The sequence below is a fragment of the Microcystis sp. M083S1 genome (assembly GCF_020246405.1).
Classification (GTDB): Bacteria; Cyanobacteriota; Cyanobacteriia; order Cyanobacteriales; family Microcystaceae; genus Microcystis; species Microcystis aeruginosa_C.
Window position 1 is genome coordinate 1 of the sequence record NZ_JADBTB010000100.1, and the last position, 17435, is coordinate 17435.

At 35.8% G+C, this 17435-nt stretch carries 13 protein-coding genes and 1 pseudogene; 11 read left to right on the forward strand and 3 right to left on the reverse strand.

Translation table 11 applies throughout. The features are described from left to right. Positions 1–215: 215 nt before the first annotated feature. From IM450_RS09875 to IM450_RS09885, 3 genes are read right to left on the reverse strand one after another with little or no spacing between them, the layout of a single operon-like run. Positions 216–1538: a tetratricopeptide repeat protein gene (locus IM450_RS09875; RefSeq protein WP_287665777.1), complete on the reverse strand. Its 1323-nt coding sequence runs from the start codon at positions 1536–1538 to the stop codon at positions 216–218. Continuing rightward, complete coding sequence (locus IM450_RS09880; RefSeq protein WP_287665779.1) at positions 1531–3048, reverse strand: ATP-binding protein; 1518 nt, start codon at positions 3046–3048, stop codon at positions 1531–1533. Before IM450_RS09880 ends, IM450_RS09875 begins: the two co-directional genes overlap by 8 nt. Before the next feature lie 47 nt (positions 3049–3095). Continuing rightward, the gene (locus tag IM450_RS09885; protein WP_216628730.1) at positions 3096–3248 is read right to left on the reverse strand and encodes a hypothetical protein; all 153 of its coding nucleotides are present in this window, start codon (positions 3246–3248) and stop codon (positions 3096–3098) included. 100 nt (positions 3249–3348) lie between these two features. Between IM450_RS09885 and IM450_RS09890 the strand changes: the two genes are divergently transcribed. The 11 genes and pseudogenes from IM450_RS09890 (at position 3349) to IM450_RS09940 (ending at position 17317) form a co-directional block, all read left to right on the forward strand. Further along, entirely contained in the window at positions 3349–4434 is a 1086-nt protein-coding gene (locus tag IM450_RS09890) for a hypothetical protein (protein WP_287665782.1), read from the forward strand. A gap of 219 nt (positions 4435–4653) precedes the next feature. After that, complete coding sequence (locus tag IM450_RS09895; RefSeq protein ID WP_287665784.1) at positions 4654–5247, forward strand: nucleotide exchange factor GrpE; 594 nt, start codon at positions 4654–4656, stop codon at positions 5245–5247. Positions 5248–5316: 69 nt separating this feature from the next. Beyond that, complete coding sequence (locus IM450_RS09900) at positions 5317–6894, forward strand: Hsp70 family protein (RefSeq protein WP_106908959.1); 1578 nt, start codon at positions 5317–5319, stop codon at positions 6892–6894. 40 nt (positions 6895–6934) lie between these two features. Continuing rightward, positions 6935–8521 carry an Hsp70 family protein gene (locus IM450_RS09905; RefSeq protein ID WP_106908958.1) on the forward strand — a complete coding sequence of 529 codons (1587 nt, stop codon included), beginning with the start codon at positions 6935–6937 and terminating at the stop codon, positions 8519–8521. 189 nt (positions 8522–8710) lie between these two features. Continuing rightward, on the forward strand, positions 8711–9937 hold the full coding sequence (locus IM450_RS09910) for a DnaJ domain-containing protein (protein ID WP_287665788.1): 1227 nt from the start codon (positions 8711–8713) through the stop codon (positions 9935–9937). A gap of 58 nt (positions 9938–9995) precedes the next feature. Further along, a complete protein-coding gene (locus tag IM450_RS09915) occupies positions 9996–10361 on the forward strand; it encodes a hypothetical protein (protein WP_287665791.1) in 366 nt (121 codons plus the stop codon). Positions 10362–10433: 72 nt separating this feature from the next. Next, a complete protein-coding gene (locus IM450_RS09920) occupies positions 10434–10706 on the forward strand; it encodes a hypothetical protein (RefSeq protein ID WP_154663904.1) in 273 nt (90 codons plus the stop codon). Positions 10707–10765: 59 nt separating this feature from the next. After that, on the forward strand, positions 10766–11224 hold the full coding sequence (locus IM450_RS09925) for a hypothetical protein (protein WP_106908954.1): 459 nt from the start codon (positions 10766–10768) through the stop codon (positions 11222–11224). Positions 11225–11259: 35 nt separating this feature from the next. Next, complete coding sequence (locus IM450_RS09930; protein ID WP_024970138.1) at positions 11260–12981, forward strand: type IV secretory system conjugative DNA transfer family protein; 1722 nt, start codon at positions 11260–11262, stop codon at positions 12979–12981. Positions 12982–12986: 5 nt separating this feature from the next. Continuing rightward, positions 12987–13535 (forward strand): Mov34/MPN/PAD-1 family protein, encoded by a 549-nt coding sequence (locus tag IM450_RS22695; RefSeq protein WP_002793844.1) that lies wholly within the window; start codon positions 12987–12989, stop codon positions 13533–13535. Between the two features lie 41 nt (positions 13536–13576). After that, positions 13577–17317, forward strand: a pseudogene (locus tag IM450_RS09940) (NB-ARC domain-containing protein). Positions 17318–17435: the final 118 nt, after the last annotated feature.

Consider the following 17435-nt stretch of genomic DNA (forward strand, 5'->3'; position numbering starts at 1 on the left):
AATTGCTGGCACTTACGGTTTAGCGGCGATGGATGCACTTCATGTTGCTGCTGCGCTGCAAATTCAAGCTGATGAACTAATCACCACCGAAAAGCCAACCAAACCAATGCACCGAGTCAGGGAAATTCAGATTGTTTCAATAGACATCTCTTTTGCATGAGTAGAAAACGGGTTTCTCCGAGAAACCCGTTTTCTGTGCGTTACTCAGTCTCAACTTAGTTGGGGTTTAACAACCTTTCTAGGTTTTGTTCACAGTTCTCTTTATGGGAGAGCATATTTAATTTTTCAGAAAGATGTAAAGCTCTTTGCCAGTGATTAATAGCTGATTTAAGATCATGGGTTTTTTCTTCAAATTCGGCCAAAATAATTAAAGTCTCTAGTTCTACATATCGTTCTCCAATATCGAGGGCAATATCTAAAGCTTGATTAAGATATTGATAGGCTAGATCATCCTTTCGAGTGATACTATAAATTTCTCCTAATCCAGCGCAAGCATGGGCAACACCTGCCACATCTGAAATAGCTAAAGCTCTTTTCTTTTGTTGTTTAAAGTATTTTTCAGACTCCTGAAAATTTGCTTGTTGCCAATAAATTGCGGCTAAATTTCCCAAAGAAAAAATAATTCCTGCTTCATCGGTTATTTGCTCAGATAAATCAAGACTTCTTTGAGTATAATCGATAGCTGTATTCAAATCATTGATTCGCCGGTGTGCTTCTCCTAAATTTCGTAAAGCCGTTGCTTGATAAATAAGATTTTTAATTTTTTCTGCCCATTTTAAGTATTTTTCTAAACAAGGAATAGTCTGGTCAACTTTTCCCTGATAAACATAACAATTACCCAGATTTGAATGGGCAACATTAATAATCTCAAATTTTTCGTCACAATCGGGAATAATCTCGGCTAGATTTAAAACTTCATTCAGTCCTATTTCAGCGCTTAAATATTCCCCTTTTATTCCATCAATTGTGGCTATATTTCCTTTTCCTCTTGCTTTCCAAAGAGGATTATTTAATTGCTCGGCTAAGGATAAGAGTTTCTCCGCATAATTTTTTGCTTGGTCAAATTGTCCTAATTCTCGATACATATAACCGAGTTCACTTAAACAGATAAAATCGGTTTCATTGTCAAGATTTCCTAATAATTCTTTACACAGTTTTATGCCATCTTCATACCGTCCCCAGATGAGTAATTGTTTGTGCAAAGGGAAAGAAGTTGGATCATGAATTTCTAAGGGTAAAGAAAATAAAGATTTAGCTTCTTTATACCAACCTAATCGACATAGACAGAGAAATGCTTCCACATAACGACTTGCCCGTTCTTGAATAGAGAGCTGCTGTCCCATTTTATCCTTAATATGGCGTTCATAACCAATTAAATGCCAGATGAATGCGCCAAAATGTGCTTTTTCAAAATGACTTCCTGTCGCCCCTAAAATTTCCCCTTTTTGTTTGACTTGAGCGAGTTCTCCAAAAACAGTAAAATCGATACTTGTGAGACGTTCTTTGACTCTTAATTGAGGAGATTTAAAATCATTCATGATTTGGGTTTCCTTCTTTTCTTTGGGTAGATACTAGACGCTTGAAAGCAACATTGCGAATTAAACTGTGCTGTTTGATATGTGGTTCATATCCCAGTTGTTTTTGAGTTTCTACTAAATAACGGTTAAACAAGGTAAAAAGAGCTAGGTCTAAATCTTGTTCCTCGTATTCTGAAAATAATTGAAGATTTTGAAACCACGCATTTTTAAATTCAAAAGATGAATAAGTAGAACCATAGATAAGCAAGAAATAAGCAGTTGTAAAAGTTTTTTCAAGTCGCTCTATTGTTCTTTCGATTTCCTCCTCTAACAGTTGTTTTCGTAATTGTTTGGTCATTAAGTTGACTTTGTAATAATCATCAGGATTGGCTTTTTGAGCTTCATCAATCATTTCTCTTAATCGTCGAAATCGGGATTTATTCTCCTCATAATAAATGCTGATATCTCCCTTCAGTCTATCAATAATATCACCAGAAATTAAGCGGATAGCGAGAGGATGTCCCTCATAAAGTTTTCCGATCTCTTTAAGGTAAGCAAGGTTACGTCCATGAAGAATTAATTCGACTTCTGCTTGTTGAAATAAGCGTTCAAATAACTGTAAACTTTCTTGATCCTCTAATCCCATTAATGGCTGAATATGCCAATATTGAGCTTGACTAAAAGTTTCAAAATCTTCAGGCTTATCCTGCGAAGTTATCACAATTCGAGTCTGACAATCTTCGGCTTCTAATATTTTTTGAAAAAAGACTCGCCAGAGGGGGCCTTTAAAGCGATTACTACCATCTTGTTGTTCTCCTTGTAAAAGATTTTCCATTGAATCAAACCAAATCAATCGACGATTATTGCTCAGATGATTAACCAGTTGAGTTAATAATTGTTCTGGGTTTTTTGCTTGTTTTGCCGTAACAGGTTCATCGCCACGATTGAGTAAATCAATAGCTGTGCTGATAAAGTTTTGTGCTTCTGATTGCGACTGTTGATCCTCCCGTTGATTAAACCCATCAAAATCAATAGGCAGTTCAGGAGGAAACCCTTCTTGACACAAAGCTAAGGCCAATTTGTAGGCGAGGGCAGTTTTTCCAATACCTGTTATTCCCGTAATTACGACAATGCGACAATCGCCTCTTAGTTTTTCCAGTAAATCACTTTGAAGAGACTCTCGCCCCACCCAAATAGGCTCGATATCTTGAGTCAGTTTTTGCAAAAGATTATCTAGATCTGCGACTTTTGAAGGGTCGATGTTCAAAGCTCGACAAAAGGCAAAAAAACCTTCCGATTGAATGGTTTTACCCCTCAAAAAATGATCTAAAGTCTCCGGTGAGCAGTTGTCGGCGTAATAAGAGTAATAAGTGTGGGCTGGGTCATTTGAAATTTCCTCCCAATTCCCATCGGGTTTGGCAAATTGACTAGCCTCGGTGCATAAGTATTTTCTAGTCCAGCCTTCTTTTTGTTTTTGCGCCCATCGGGTTTTGACTTGCTCAAGTCCCGCTACGGAGAGTTTTAACTTCATTGCTCTCTATTCAATCTACATAAGTTTATTTCTCTATTGTTGATCAATTATCCCCAGAAATTCTCATTTTTTGAAAAAATTTTCTCTAATCTGACTAAGCACATATCAGCTATTTGCTCAATTATAGGTATAGGAAGCCATTCAAGCTTTCTAATTCTTTCTAATTCCAGCTTCTTTTGCTTTTTGCGCCCAAAAATCATCGTTTTGCTTGCTTCTCCGTAGAAATCTAAGGATTTCTATCGCTTTACTCCCAATGAAGAGAGCCTCATTGCTCGTTGTCCTCTTCCTAAGGGTAGCAAAATGGCTATTTCTCAAATAATCAACCAAACCAATGGTAAACAGTTTATCTCATTATCATCTACATCGGTGCGGCTACTGTCGTCGGATGGAGGTGATGTCAATCACTTATTTAGCGGTCAAATACGAGAGCGTCACTATGAGCAACTTTCTTGTTGGCTTGATTTAAAACCAAACGAGGAAAAGGATTTAACGGCACAAACATTTACAACGCTAAAGACCACAAATTACACCCAAAAAGATCCCCTATTCACTTTAAGGACTGTCCGAAGAATGTTACAGGATAACGGTCTTCTCTTTGTCTATGATATATCCCAAACCCCTGATATTGAGCAATATGTGAAGATTCTGTTTTCTTGTGCTGGATTTATTGTGTTAAATAACATTGGCAACTGCTGGATTCTTAGCAAAAGAGCCTTACTTTCTTTTGATGTGCCAAAGGTCAAAGGTTATCTGGTCAAGGAAGCGGAAACACCAGCAGAAATTGAATCCTATTTCTTATTTCTCAAGAATCGCTATCCTGAGTCACAAAATTATTGCAAAGAAATCGACGATTTATTTACTCACCAATCGGTTATTTTTCTAGCCTATCCTGAACAGAATCCCTCTCAGGTAATCGGTGTTGCACGTTATACCTATTCTCTGCCTGAATATGGCTACTATTTGCCTTGTCAACTGGCAACACTTTGTGAAGGAAAACACACAGGAAAGCATTTGATGTTACCCAAAAATTTAACAAGCATCGGAGAAAGTCTCTCTCTCTATGATGAAAAGGGAACTGGCAAAATAGGAACAAGTTATCTTGTTTATCAGCAATTGATTCGAGCTATCTTGACTTACAAACATGATATTGCTCACACTGAAATTTCCTACACGACTTATCCGAAAGGGGACGAAACAATTGAAGCACTGTATAAAGAACGTTTTGGATTTAAGCACACTCTACACGATAATGAAAAAGTTTGCTTAAAATATGGAACATTTGCCGGTCAATGGTATCTCATTGAACTGGAGCAGTGGATGATTAAGCATCAGTACCACAACGCTGACCAGATTTTTCATAAACACAAGGAAGCGTTTGCGCTGTGAAGTCTAGCTCAGTAGATTTCCGATAAATATTATATTTTGGGAACTTAAGGTAAATTATCCTGAAAATTGGCTATATCCTTAAGTGTCCCGAAGTTGAACTAGAGTCTTAGCGACGCAATGCCTTATCCCACAAAGACTTACAGCTTTTCAAAAAAAATTTGCATCGGGGAAAGTCCCAAGTTTATCCTCAATGGAACAGTGTTGTATAAGTTTTTGCCCATGAATACTCAAACAGACACAGAATTATCGCCAGCAGACGTTGACAATCAGCAAAGTCAAAAATTGACGGATTCATCCGAGATAGGTAATCAAATTCTCGACAAGCTTGATCACCTTCAATCAGGGTTAGATTCTTTAGGTGATATTTTTGAGCAAAGATTAACCTACGATAAAGAGAAAGAAAAGGCTTTTGACCTGCTCTATACTGAACTTCAAGCACTCAAAGATAATTCAGCATTTGATAGTGTTAAATCTCTCTATCTCGACTTAATCCTCCTACTTGACAGAGTAGAAAACATTAAAGAAAGTATCACTGATGACAAGATAGAAAATCGATCTGATTCCATAAAAAATATTCTAACATCAGTAAGTGAGGAAGTTTTAGAAATTCTCTTACGTCAACAGATAGAGGTCATCCAAACTGTTTCTGGAACGCCATTCAACCCCTCTTGTCAAAAAGCAATTCAAACCCAAGAAACTGACGTTGAGTCGGAAAATAATAAGGTTTTCTCTATTGTTCGTCGTGGCTTTCATTATGGCAATCGAATTTTACGGCCAGAGGAGGTAATTGTTTCTAAGTATCACAGAGCGTAAATTTTTCATTATTAACTTGTTGATGTCTTAAAATCTGACATTTACTCTCAAGAAACAACAGAAATTAAAATGAGTGAAGAAATTATTGTAGGAATTGATTTAGGAACAACTTTCTCGGCTATTGCTTATGTCAACAGCTATGGCAAGCCTGAGATTATTCCTAATTTAGAAGGCGAAAGAACCACTCCATCGGTCATCTTTTTTGAAGAAGATGATGGTACACCAGTCGTGGGACAAACTGCCTTTAATCAAGCCATTACTAATCCTGAAAGAACGGTTCGTTTTGTCAAACGGCAAATGGGAAATCCTTCTTTTCGCTTTAATGTTGATGGAGAAGATTACCTTCCAGAAACCCTATCTGCTATTATCCTAAAAAAGCTTAAAAATGATGCAGAAGAAAGACTCGGAAAGGAAATTAAAAGAGCAGTTATTAGTGTTCCTGCTTACTTTAAAGATGCTCAAAGAGAAGCGACTAAACAAGCAGCAGAGATTGCAGGATTAGAAGTTATTCGCATTATTAATGAACCCACTGCTGCTGCATTAGCTTATGGTTTAGATAAAGAAGAAGACCAAACGATTCTCATTTATGATTTTGGGGGAGGAACGTTTGATGTCACTATCTTGAAAGTAGCGGGACGTGAATTCACTGTTTTAGCGACTGATGGAGATCCTCAATTAGGAGGAAGTGATGTGGATGCAGTGTTAGTTAAATATCTGGCTGAAGACTTCAAAGAAGTCCATAATATCGATTTAAGAGAACACCCCCATACCAATCAAGATTTATGGCAAAAAGCAGAAATAACCAAAAAAGATGTTGGCTTAAAAAATTCAGTTAAAATTGTTCTATCTCATGGAGAAAAAACTGCTAGGCTTGATCTAGATCGGGATGATTTTGAGGATTTAATCGAGGACTTGATTAATAAGACTGAAACCTACATGGAGAAGGTCATTGAAGATGCCAAGATGGATTGGTCAGATATTGATAAGATCATATTGGTAGGCGGCTCTAGCAGGATTCCTGCTGTTCAAAAAATGATCAAGCGTGTCACAGGGAAAGAACCTGTAAAAGACACGAATCCTGATGAATGTGTGGCTTTAGGGGCCGCTATTCAAGCGGTTGTTGCCACTAAGGAAACACCAAAAGATTCCAATGGCAAGAAATCCACTGAAGAAACGCCAGATCTGAAATCAGATAAGGGAGAAATTATTGATCTAGTTATCAATGAAGTCGCTTCTCATAGTTTAGGTATTCGAGTTAAATCTGCACAGACGGGTAAATATATTAATAGCATTATTATTCCTCGTTTAACGCAGATTCCTTGTGAAAAAACTAAGATTTATGGAACCTCTGAAGATAATCAATCCCGTGTCGAATTTGATGTACTTCAGGGAGAAGATGAAGATCCGCGTTCACCCGATGTCGATCGAATTGGCAAAGCGGGATTAAAAAATTTACCTTCTCATAAAGCAGGAGAATTAAAGATTGAAGTCACCCTTAAATATACGGCGGATGGCATTATTGAAGTTGTCACTCGTGAACAGATGAGTGGTCAGGTTTCTCGTGAATCTATCATGCAAAAATCTGGCATCCTTGCTGATGATATTGTTGAAGCAAGTAAGCAAAAGTTAGAAGCGATGGAAATTTAGTTTTTTTTCAGTTTAGTTAATTTATTTGGAGGAATTTATCATGGCTAAAGTTATTGGCATTGACTTAGGAACAACTTATTGTGCTGTTGCCTATCTTAATAAACATGGTCAAGTGGAAATTATCCCTAATCGAGAGGGAGAAAGAACAACACCATCAGTTGTTATGTTTGACGAAGAAACCCCTATTGTAGGTAGTATTGCTAAACGTTCAGCCGTTGCTAACCCTAACTATATTGTACAGTTTGTTAAACGGCAAATGGGAAATCCTACTTGGGAGTTTATTACTGATGAAGATGCAACCTATAAACCTGAAGAAATCTCTGCGATTATCCTCAAACGCTTAAAAGAAGATGCAGCAACATTTCTTGGAGAAGAAGTCAGAGATGCCGTTATTACTGTTCCTGCTTATTTTAATGATGCTCAAAGAAAAGCAACGCAAGATGCCGGTCGCATTGCTGGACTTAATGTTCTTCGGATTATTAATGAACCTACGGCGGCTGCGATTGCTTATGGCTTAGATAAAGGGGAAAAAGACCAAACGATTTTAGTCTATGATTTGGGGGGAGGAACATTTGATGTCACTATCATTAAAATTACTAAAGACTCTATTGATGTACTTGCCACAGATGGCGATAAAAACTTAGGAGGTTTTGACTGGGACAATGAAATTATTAAATTTTTGAATCAAGAATTTCAAAAACATGGTGGTTCTGATTTAGCAAAAGATGCCACTTTATTACAGGATTTAAGAGATAAAGCTGAGACAGCGAAAAAAACTCTATCTACAAAAAGTAAAACCAAAGTCTTTTTATTTGCTAATGGTAAAAACGTCTCAATTGAATTAACCCTAGAAAAGCTTCAGGAAATTACAGAACATTTACTGGAAAGAACTGCTGATTTAATGGAAGCTGTTTTAGAAGATGCTAAATTGCAATGGAAAAACATTGATAAAACTTTGTTGGTAGGAGGTTCAACCAAAATGAAAGCAGTTGCTGATTTAGTCGAAAAAGTAACAGGTAAAAAACCATCGCGCGAAGTACATCCTGACGAAGCTGTAGCAATAGGAGCAGCATTACAAGGAGCTTTGTTACAAATTAAACAAGGCAATATGGATCTGATTGAGTTAGAAGAAGATTCCAGTAAGATGATGGCTACTACTGCACTAACAGAACTAATTAAAGTTGAAATTAAAGATGTTAATTCTCATAGTTTAGGTGTTATTTGTCTAGATTCTAAAATGTGGAATATGGGAATTGAGAAGGAAATCAACTCGATTGTCCTTGCAAAAAATACACCGATACCTTGTAAAGCTTCAAATACTTACTACACCATTCAAGATAATCAAAAGCAACTAAGTGTAAGAATATCAGAAGGCGAAGATATAGATCCTCAATATGTCACCATCATCGGCAAAACACTATTAGATTTAACCCCTCGTCCTAAAGGTTCACCTTTAGAACATTCTTTTGAATATGATGAAAATGGAATTGTTCATGTCAAAGTTTATGACACTTCTGTAAAACCTAGCAAGTTTTTAGGTGAGTTAAAAATTAAGAGAGAATCCAATATGAATGAGGAAGAAATCAAGAAAAGTAACCAAAAAGTTACCGATCTTGTCGTTGGCTAAAAATTAGACCTCTTGCATAAATCCGAAAACAAACGATAGAAACAATAATGGGAGGGACCTTCAGTTAATTATTTATTAGTAGTTGATAATCTTCAAAAATGTTGCTGTACAAGGATCGACTTAAGACTTTTGCAAGAGGTCTATTTTAGAAACAAAATAAATGTTATTTATTACCATTGGAGGTAAAAAATGATCGAGGAATTTGTCAATTATTACGAAATTTTAGAAATCAGTCCTACAGCTGGACAGGATGAGATTGAGCAACAATACAAAGCTATTACTCGCCGATTGAGAAATCTGCAAAATAACCCTGATCTGAATATTCAACAAGAAGCTACACGGAAATCAGAAGAGCTTCCTAAAGCTAAAAAAGTTCTTTTAGATCCTGTTGAAAGGCAAAAGTATAATCAACAATTAGAAGAGTATCAAAGAAGACAACAGCAAGCTCCCTCTCAAGATTCTCAAGGCAACGATATTGCTAGTAGTAGTGAATTAATTAAGGAAGGCTACAGACTGTTTGCAATAGGTGCAATAAATGCAGCTTTGGAAGTTGCTAAGAAAGCCACTGCAAGATACGGAGATGATCCCAATACTTGGGCTTTATTAGCAGAAGCAAGATTCCGAACTAATGATACAGATTCAGCTATTTATGAGTATAAAAGAGCGATTGACCTTAGACCTAACGAAGCAAAGTTTCATCACTCTTTAGGTCAAGTTTTTGAGAAAGCAAAACGCAATGACCATGCTATTATAGCATATAATAGATCTATTGAGTTAGCCCCCACTCAAATCTATTATGCTCTGTCATTGGGACGTTTTCTAGTTGAGATTAAAAGATGGGATGGCAGTGTAAATATTTTAGAAGACTGCTACAAACGTCAACCAGATAATCCCCAAGTGGCTGAAGCTTTAATGATTGCTTATGATGGTTGGATTAAAGCTAATGGTTCTGCTAAAACGCTTGAAGAGCTTAAGAAAACCCTGAAAATGATTGATAAAAGTTTAGCTATCAACAATAATAGTGAAATAACTGATGTCCAAGAATCCCTTCTACAATTAAAAAATACATATAGTAGCTACTTAAAGCGTAAATTTAATGGTCGTCCAATACTTGGGGCTTTTGCAAGCTTATCCTACTCTGGCAATTTTGGGGAGAAATTTTTTCTTTTTGGAGCTATTGGAATTTTTGTATTATATTACTTTTCCTGTCGTCCTCCAAGATATATTTGTTACGATGAAAAAGAGAAAAAAAGCAAAGCTGATTTCGCTCAATCTGGATGTATTGGTTGGGTGCTATTTATAATGGCTTTTCCCTTAGTTATTTTGTATAACTATTTTAATAATTATACAGGAAAAAATAACCCTTCAGAAGATGAATATATCAGAGAAGTTGTTGAATCAATGAAATCTAGGTAAGTTACCTGATTTTAGCATTTAACTCACTTTGTTTGATAAAATTTAAGGAGCAACAATCATGTTTTTTTCTAGTGCATATTACTCAAAAAAAGCTGAACAACAGAAAGAAAAAGCAAGAGAAGCCTTGCATCATGCTGATACTTGTCAACGTCTATATCGTTTTAATGATAGAGGAGACGAATCTGATGAAAAGTTATTAGCTGCTGAAAAAAAATTTCGAGAACAGGCTGAAAAGCATACGCAAGACGCAAAGAAATACGAGGAAAAAGCAAAACTCCAAAAGGAAAAAGAACAAAAAGAACAAGCGCCTAAAGACAAAGCAACTAGGGAAAAAGAAGCCCACCAAAGGGAACAAGAAGCCCGCCAAAAAGTAGCTAGAGAAAGAGCAGAAAGAGAAGCATCTCGTTCTGATAGAGAAAGGTAAATTTTATGTTTGCAATTTTTTAGATTTCTCAAGCTAATTGATTTTTTAATTATTCATAAGGAGTCATCGAACATGAACGGTAATATTATGATTTTGTTAACTATTTTAATTATCGTTGGGAGCAATCTATTATTTATTTATCTTAAAAAGCGCAATCCGATTGTTTGTTATTTAACCTATGGTGTCGGCTTATTTATTGTTGTGCTTTGGCTGATCAGAAATCCAATAATTATGAAAATTCCAGACTTTTACCTACAAATATTAGGTGTTTTTGTTATCGCACCTTTTCTCAAGCAATTAATCTGGCTATCCTTTAAATTTACGGGATTATTAGAAAGAAGATGAATCGGAATTTATTTTAGAATTAAATTATCTAGAACTAAATCTAATTAGGAGATGGAATTATGAATGATTCTCAATTACAGGCAGAGATTAACAAGCTTGAAAAGCAAGTTCATGAACACAATGATCGCGCAGACGATCATGATAAGACAGCCAAGCAAGCCTCTAGACAAAATAATAAACCTGCGTATGAACAGGCAAAACAAAAAGCTGAAGATGAACGCAAAAAAGCCCGCGATTGTAAAACAGGCGCTGACGAATTAAAAACACATCTCAAACAAAGAGAACAGCGAGAAAATCAAAAATCAAGAGACTTTCAAGCTGCCCAGAAAAGAACCAGTCATTCTGTTGCCGCTGATCCTAAAACAAACGATGGTACATCAGAAAGAATTAAAAGAGAAAGAGATGAAGCCGTAGCTGCTCAAGAAAGAACAAAACGTGCTATGGAGGCTGAACGCAAAGTTCAGGAAGCAAAACAACGTGAAGCCCTCACTCGCTCCGATAACGGATATTCTCGTTAATTTCACAATCAATCAATTCTAAAGAGGTTAAATTTATGGTTGAAATATTTATTGAATCAATGAGATGGGTGTGGGGCATTACATCCTTGTTATTAGGTTTCTTGTATAACAAGATTATTTGTCGCTATCCCTACCATTGTCTAGGAGGATTTTTAGCCGCTATTCTTGCCAGTTATTTATTCCCTGGACTATCAGCAAGTTCTTTGATATTAGCCGTGATCATCGGTGTCATTATTGCCGTAGTTTTTAAGCGAAAAACATTACAATTTTCTCCTTCTTCTTCTGAAAAGTTGGCTTCAGCTGAATGGATGAATAAACAAAAAATGACTGAATTGGAGTTATTTGAATCTCAGGGACTTTTACTAGGAAAACTAAACAATCAGCCCCAAACTGGCTTAAAAAATATTTTCTCAAATCAGAGAGCTTTACCCCCATCAAATTTCATTAGTTTTAATCAAAATTTAAAAGACTGTGAAGGAAATTTACTCACCGTTGCTCCCCCTGGTGCTGGAAAAGGAATTGGTGTGGTTATTCCTAATCTTTTAATCTATCCAGGCTCAGTTATTGTTATAGATCCTAAAGGGGAAAACTATGCAGTAACAGCCCTTGCCCGTCGGCGCATGGGGCAACAAGTATTTTGTTTAGATCCCTTTGATGAAATACCTGAAAAAAAGAACCAAGCTAAATTAAATCCTTTAGACCTTTTAGCTCCTGACAGTGATGACTTGATAGATGATGCTAGAACTTTAGCAGATTCTTTGATTTTAAGACCAAAAAGTGAGCAAGGTAATGACAAATATTTTAATGATGAAGCAGTTACTCTTTTGACAGGATTTATTCTCTATGTTGTTTGTGAATCTCCTGAAGAATCGAGACATTTGGGAGAGGTAAGAAAACTACTCACTTCTCCTCCTGATGAATTAGCTTTTCACCTTAACATGATGGAAAGCTCTCCTTATGCTCATGGAATAATTGCCAGAACCGCATCTGGTTTCAAACAATTAGCAGAAAACACCGCTTCTAGTGTCCTTTCCACTGTTAAAAGTAATACTGGATTTCTTGATTCTCCCAAAGTAGTTAAGTCTTTATCTAAAAGTAATTTTGACATTAGAGATATTAAAAGAACAAGTGATGTTTCCCTTTATTTAGTGTTACCGACTGATAAATTATCCTCTTATTCTCGGTTGCTACGTTTATGGATAAGTACGGCAATAAGAGCAATTACAACCGTTAAAGGAAAACCTAAACATCGTGTTTTATTCTTATTAGATGAAATGGCACAATTAGGACGAATGGATTCCCTCAGAGAGGCTGTTTCAATTGTTAGAGGTTATGGCGTAACTTTATGGATAATTCTCCAAGATTTGTCTCAAATAAAGGCTCTTTATCCTAATGATGAATGGCAACCATTTGTTTCAAGTAGCACTGTTCAACAATATTTTGGAGTAGCTGATCTAGATACAGCTAAGTATGTTTCAGAAAAACTAGGTAAACGTGAAATTAAAGTAACTGGAATCAGTCAAGGTACAGGTGAAACCCATGGATGGGATGGAAACCGATCTACTAACCGAGGAATTAATATTACTACCCAAGTAAAGGATCTTTTATCACAAGATGAGGTAATGAGAATGGATAAAACCGATCAAATTATCTTTATACAAGGGCAGAATCCCATTTTGTGCCAAAAAGTTAAATATTATCAAGAACCAGAATTTGAAGGAATGTTCAGTTCTAATCCTCAACACGAATCAGTTTAGTAAAAATGTTAAACTACTTAAAACTCCAAACTATTTTTTCAGAGAGAGCCTTTTTAGCAATTGTCGCCGAAACCTATGAAAGCTCTAAAACAGAAACAGGTGGAATTTTCTTGGGAATAAAAACAGTTAATATATGGTACATTCTCGAAACATTAGATCCAGGCATACATCCTATTTTTCAACCAGGTTATTTTGAATATGATACTGAGTATATTAATCATTTATCTAAGAAAATAGGAAGATATTATCAGGAACCTATAGAACTTCTTGGACTTTGGCATAGACATCCTAGTAGTTTTGATTGTTTTTCACAAACTGATGATATAACGAATAAAAAATATGCTTCTCAAAATTCTGATGGAGCTATTTCTGCCCTAGTTAATCTTGACCCTGATTTCCGATTAACGATGTACCATGTTTTAATTGAACCCGATTCTTTATCACGCCCTCAATATACTAAAATTCCTATAGAAGTAGGCGACCACCTCATCCCAGAAAAATTTTTAACCCTCAAATCCTTCCCAGATTCCTTAGAAAATATTAATCAACATTGAAAATATAGCTATAATGAGAAAAATTATTATCTTCATAGATTATGCCAAGACTAAATACAAGTGATACAGTTAAAGAACAACTCTCTCTTTTGTTAAGAAGATTATTAACGTATGTAAACGGTGAATTAGTAGATCAAGCTTATTGGTCAGATAAAATAATCTATAACTGGTTAAAATATGATAAACCTCACCCAAAACTAATTGTCAAAACAGAATTAAAGGTTTTGGTAGATTTTTGCAACGCTGGTACTAAAAAAACATCAGTTATTTCCCTCACTACAATTCAGATGAGAAATGTTCTTGATGTTTTAAAAGATTGGGGAATCCTTACAGATCATCGCACGAATCCTCAAGGATCACGACAAAGGCACTTCACCCTCAACCTTTGGAGTTCATTTACAGAAGAAAATTTGTGAAAATTTGAGGAAGAATGGGATAAGCGTAAATTTCCCAATCTTGAAAACTCATCAGTTAAAACAGAAATAAATTATGATAATTTCGGATTAATTCCTGATATTTCTCAGATTTATGGTAGAGAAAAAGAACTAGAATTATTAAAACAAAAGTTTTTTCAAAATAGTCCCCCGTGTAAAATTATCGGAATTTTCGGAATAGCAGGAATCGGAAAAACATCTCTTGTCTGTAAACTGATTGAGCAAATTCAAGAGGAATTTCCCCGTGTTATCTATTGGTCTTTTTTGAATCCTCCTTTACCCCTAGAATTTCTTGAAAATACCAGTAATATTATTTCACAGAATATTAGTTTTAAGACAGAAGATAAATTTAAAATAAAACTGATAAAATTTATTAAGATACTAGCTAAATCTCGTTGTTTATTATTTTTAGATAATATTGATGCGATTATTGAGCATGAAAACTATCGAGAATATAGCGAAATTTTACAAGCAATTGGTCAGTCAAAGCACAATAGCTGTTTAATTATAACCAGTCGAAAAATTCCTCAAGAACTTGAATCGTTAGTGGGAAATAAAACTTCAACTTATTTCCGAGAGTTACAAGGACTTGACTATCAAACTGGACGGCAAATTTTGAGAGATATTGACACCTTTCATGGTTCAGAGGATGAATGGCAATTTTTAATTCAACAAGTCTGTCACGGCAATCCTTTATTCATCAAATCTATCGCTCATCATATTCAACGAGTTCATCATAATAATCTCTCGGATTTTCTGTTAAAAGGGAATCTTCTGATAAAAAAAATTGAGTCTATTTTAAATTCTTACTTTCAGCAACTATCTAATTTAGAAAAAGCGATTATTTTTGAGTTAGCGATTAATCGAAATCCAGTTTCTTTGTCGGAACTAGAACATAATATTATCATTGAACCTGATGGTAAAAGTATCCAAGAAGGGATCAGATCATTATCTAGCAAAATTCTGTTAGATAAAAAAGATGACTACTTTACCATACATCCTCTACTGATTGAATATTTCACTCAAAAAATTATTACCATAGCAACCGAAGAAATCAAAACTCAAAAATTCCAATTATTAAAAAGTAATTCCTTGACTAAAACCACTGTTCCTGATTATCTAAGAAAGATTCAAGTTAATGTTATTTTACACCCAATAATTAAGAACTTAATTCATAATTTTCAAGAAAATAATCTAGAAAGCAAACTAATTGATTGTTTAAAGACATTAAAAAATGAACCTTCTGGACAAATTGGCGGCATTGCTGGCAATATTATTAACTTACTTAATATACTGAAAAATGGTCATTTAATCGGCTACGATTTTTCCCATATCCCTATTCGACAAGTCGATTTTTCAAACATTAGACTCAACCAAGTAGATTTTTCATACTCACAGTTTTTTGACTGTATTTTCCCTCAAACTTGTGGCAGTATTTTATCAATTTCTTGCAGTCAGTTTAATCGCTCTTTTCCAAGAGAAGAGCTTTTAGCAACTGGTGACAGTCATGGGATGATTTACCTCTGGAAAGTCAAACAAGATGGAAAATTAGAATTAAGCAAAAGTTTTCCTGCTCACGGAAGTTGGGTGTGGTCAGTAGCCTTAAATTCCGAGGGACAGTTACTAGCAAGTGGGGGACAAGATGGAATTGTTAAAATTTGGTCTATTACAACAGATATATCTATAAATTGTCATTCTTTGCCCCACCCTTCTCAAAAACATTATGCTCCTATTAGAGCCGTTACTTTTAGTGCTGATAGTCAGTTTTTAGCCACAGGAAGTGAGGACAAAACCGTCAAAATATGGTCAGTTGAAACAGGAGAATGTCTCCACACCCTTGAAGGACATCAAGAACGAGTGGGTGGTGTTGCTTTTAATCCAAATGGTCAACTTTTAGCCAGTGGGAGCGCTGATAAAACCATCAAAATATGGTCAGTTGACACGGGAGAATGTCTCCATACTCTTACAGGACACCAAGATTGGGTTTGGCAAGTTGCCTTTAGTTCCGATGGTCAACTTCTAGCCAGTGGAAGTGGGGATAAAACCATTAAAATATGGTCTATTATAGAAGGAGAATATCAAAATATTGATACTTTAACAGGACACGAAAGCTGGATTTGGTCAGTTGCTTTTAGTCCGGACGGTCAATATATAGCCAGTGGGAGTGAAGATTTTACACTGCGGTTATGGTCAGTAAAAACCAGAGAATGTCTTCAATGTTTTAGGGGATATGGCAATCGATTATCATCGATTACTTTCAGCACCGATAGTCAATATATTTTGAGTGGTTCTATAGATCGTTCGATCCGATTATGGTCTATCAAAAACCATAAATGTCTTCAACAGATTAATGGTCATACTGACTGGATCTGTTCAGTAGCTTTTAGTCCCGATGGAAAAACATTGATAAGTGGAAGCGGAGATCAAACGATTAGATTATGGTCAGGGGAAAGTGGCAAAGTAATTAAAATTTTACAAGAAAAAGATTATTGGGTTTTATTGTATCAAGTCGCGGTTAGTCCGAATGGTCAACTGATTGCTAGTACCAGTCACGATAACACCATCAAACTTTGGGATATTAGGACAGATGAAAAGTACACTTTTTCCCCAGAACATCAAAAGCGCGTATGGTCGATCGCTTTTAGTCCTAATAGTCAAATGCTGGTAAGTGGTAGTGGAGATAATTCTGTTAAGCTTTGGTCGGTTCCGAGAGGATTTTGTCTTAAAACTTTTGAGGAACATCAGGCCTGGGTATTATCAGTAAATTTTAGTCTTGATGGAAAATTAATAGCAACTGGTAGTGAAGATCGAACTATTAAACTCTGGTCTATTGAAGATAATATGACTCAATCTTTGCGAACTTTTAAAGGTCATCAAGGAAGAATCTGGTCTGTTGTCTTTAGCTCTGACGGTCAGCGATTAGCCAGTTCAAGTGATGATCAAACGGTCAAAGTTTGGCAAGTCAAAGATGGTAGATTAATTAATAGTTTTGAAGGTCATAAGTCTTGGGTGTGGTCAGTAGCTTTTAGTCCCGATGGGAAGTTACTAGCAAGTGGGGGGGATGACGCAACGATCCGAATTTGGGATGTTGAAACAGGTCAGCTTCATCAACTCCTGTGTGAACATACTAAAAGTGTCAGGTCAGTCTGTTTTAGTCCCAACGGTAAGACATTGGCCAGCGCAGGTGAAGACGAGACGATTAAACTTTGGAACCTAAAAACAGGAGAGTGTCAGAACACTTTACGCTCTCCTAGACTTTATGAACAAACAAATATTAAGGGAGTAGAAGGGTTGAATTATGAAACGAGCAACACCATGAAAATTTTAGGAGCTTTTCTGTCACGTTGAAGAGAGGATAGAAGTTAATCAAGGTAGTCTCAATGAGAGGTAATCCCGATCTGAAAATCCCTAAAACCCCACACCCCACTTCATAATTCATCATTCATAATTCATCATTCATAATTCC

What these genes read in the sequence shown, in the direction of transcription:
- IM450_RS09875 (WP_287665777.1), bottom strand. Translation starts at nt 1,538, where the DNA reads ATGAATGATTTTAAATCTCCTCAATTAAGAGTCAAAGAACGTCTCACA.
- IM450_RS09880 (WP_287665779.1), bottom strand. Translation starts at nt 3,048, where the DNA reads ATGAAGTTAAAACTCTCCGTAGCGGGACTTGAGCAAGTCAAAACCCGA.
- IM450_RS09885 (WP_216628730.1), bottom strand. Translation starts at nt 3,248, where the DNA reads ATGATTTTTGGGCGCAAAAAGCAAAAGAAGCTGGAATTAGAAAGAATT.
- IM450_RS09890 (WP_287665782.1), top strand. Translation starts at nt 3,349, where the DNA reads ATGGCTATTTCTCAAATAATCAACCAAACCAATGGTAAACAGTTTATC.
- IM450_RS09895 (WP_287665784.1), top strand. Translation starts at nt 4,654, where the DNA reads ATGAATACTCAAACAGACACAGAATTATCGCCAGCAGACGTTGACAAT.
- IM450_RS09900 (WP_106908959.1), top strand. Translation starts at nt 5,317, where the DNA reads ATGAGTGAAGAAATTATTGTAGGAATTGATTTAGGAACAACTTTCTCG.
- IM450_RS09905 (WP_106908958.1), top strand. Translation starts at nt 6,935, where the DNA reads ATGGCTAAAGTTATTGGCATTGACTTAGGAACAACTTATTGTGCTGTT.
- IM450_RS09910 (WP_287665788.1), top strand. Translation starts at nt 8,711, where the DNA reads ATGATCGAGGAATTTGTCAATTATTACGAAATTTTAGAAATCAGTCCT.
- IM450_RS09915 (WP_287665791.1), top strand. Translation starts at nt 9,996, where the DNA reads ATGTTTTTTTCTAGTGCATATTACTCAAAAAAAGCTGAACAACAGAAA.
- IM450_RS09920 (WP_154663904.1), top strand. Translation starts at nt 10,434, where the DNA reads ATGAACGGTAATATTATGATTTTGTTAACTATTTTAATTATCGTTGGG.
- IM450_RS09925 (WP_106908954.1), top strand. Translation starts at nt 10,766, where the DNA reads ATGAATGATTCTCAATTACAGGCAGAGATTAACAAGCTTGAAAAGCAA.
- IM450_RS09930 (WP_024970138.1), top strand. Translation starts at nt 11,260, where the DNA reads ATGGTTGAAATATTTATTGAATCAATGAGATGGGTGTGGGGCATTACA.
- IM450_RS22695 (WP_002793844.1), top strand. Translation starts at nt 12,987, where the DNA reads ATGTTAAACTACTTAAAACTCCAAACTATTTTTTCAGAGAGAGCCTTT.